The organism is Allomesorhizobium camelthorni (assembly GCF_011045125.1).
Lineage (GTDB): Bacteria > Pseudomonadota > Alphaproteobacteria > Rhizobiales > Rhizobiaceae > Allomesorhizobium > Allomesorhizobium camelthorni.
This window is the reverse complement of sequence record NZ_JAAKZF010000242.1, coordinates 1-1,433: the sequence shown is the minus strand read 5'-3', so window position 1 is coordinate 1,433 and position 1,433 is coordinate 1. Positions and strand designations below refer to the sequence as shown.

1 protein-coding gene is annotated in these 1,433 nt (G+C 61.2%); it reads right to left on the bottom strand.

What is annotated here, in order from left to right; translation table 11 throughout:
- Nucleotides 1–180: 180 nt before the first annotated feature.
- Nucleotides 181–1,368, bottom strand: a complete 1,188-nt coding sequence (locus G6N73_RS35600; RefSeq protein ID WP_165034530.1) for an IS701 family transposase — start codon at nucleotides 1,366–1,368, stop codon at nucleotides 181–183.
- Nucleotides 1,369–1,433 lie beyond the last annotated feature (65 nt).

Genomic DNA, 1,433 nt, shown 5'->3' with positions numbered 1-1,433 from the left:
AGTACTACAGTTGCAGATGACCTCTTTTCTTGTAGTGAGCGATCATGGCCTGGGCTTGATGCCGTCGTCGCCAAAGCGACCAGGCGAAAATGAAGGCACGGCTGTGAAGCTTTCGCCTGATGAGGCGCATGATCAACGTTCGAATTTCGGCGACGGTGGGGATGAGAGCGATTTTGCGCGTCAGGCTGCGATTGCTGACTTTGGACTCGTTTCGTTCGGTTTGCCGAGAGCCGAACGGCGCAAATCGGCGCCGAGTTTGGCCAGGAAAGCGGCTGCCGCCATGACCAGCGTCATATGACGGTGCCAGCCGTGCCATGAGCGGGCTTCGCAATGATCGAGACCGAGATCGTCCTTGGCGCGCTGGAAACATTCCTCGATCGTCCAGCGCAAGCCCGCGGCGCCGGCCAGTTCTACGAGCGTCGCGTCCGCGGGCGCAAACACCAGATAAAAGCTAAGCGCATGCGGATCGGAGCGGCTCCTGCGGATGAGGACGTAGCGGGCAAAGCCTTCGTCCACGACATAGGGCAGAGCAATGCGTGCCCAGTCGTAGAGCCTGAGGCCCTTGGCGCCTTCACCCGCCGGAAGCGCCTGCCAGGCCTCGGCGGCGAGTTCCTCGGCCATCTCTTTCGGATCCGTCTGCAGCAGCCCCTGATCGGTCAGCATGCGCAAGGTATGATTGGACCGTATCGCAAGAACATAAGGCTGTCGGCGCTCCTCGAGCATGCGCCGGGTCTGATAATCCCCGCCATAGGCTGCGTCGGCCAGAACCCACGCGCACGGCACACCCCTGTCGAGCGCGTCGGCCAACATGGCGCGCGCGATCGCCGGCTTGGTCGCGAATGCCACGTCTTCGGGAATATGCGCAGCCCTGCGGCGCGCCTCGTCCTTGGCCCACGCTTCCGGCAAGTAAAGCCGCCGATCGATGAGTGCCTGGCCGAAACGGCTGGCATAGGCGGCAAACACGCCAACCTGACAGTTTTCGATCCGACCGGCGGTTCCCGAATATTGCCGCGCGACCCCAACCGAATGCTGGCCTTTCTTCAGGAAACCGGTGTCATCGACAACCAGCACACCCGATCGGTCGCCAAGCGCCTCAATGACATAGTCAAAAACAACAGCGCGCATCATCTCGCAATCCCAATGCGAGCGGCCAAGCAGCGCCTGCATCCGCCACGGCCTCTCCAGGCCCGCCTGTTCGGCCAGCAGCCAGCCGGTCTTGCGCTCAATCCCCGACAAAAGACCGTCGATGAACGCACCGCAGCTCGCGCGCGCTTCCGAGCGACGGAACACCGAACAAAGCCGGCCTTTCAATGCCGTCAGTTCCCGCTCCCAACCAATCCCGGATCCAGCCCAGTCCGAAACAGACATTCCAGATTCTCCTCAAGCTAAACGCCTGAGATGAATCATGATTTGGCATCAATTGCAACTGTAGT

Excerpts from the sequence above, each read along its gene's own strand:
- G6N73_RS35600 (WP_165034530.1), bottom strand. The coding sequence starts at position 1,368 with ATGTCTGTTTCGGACTGGGCTGGATCCGGGATTGGTTGGGAGCGGGAA.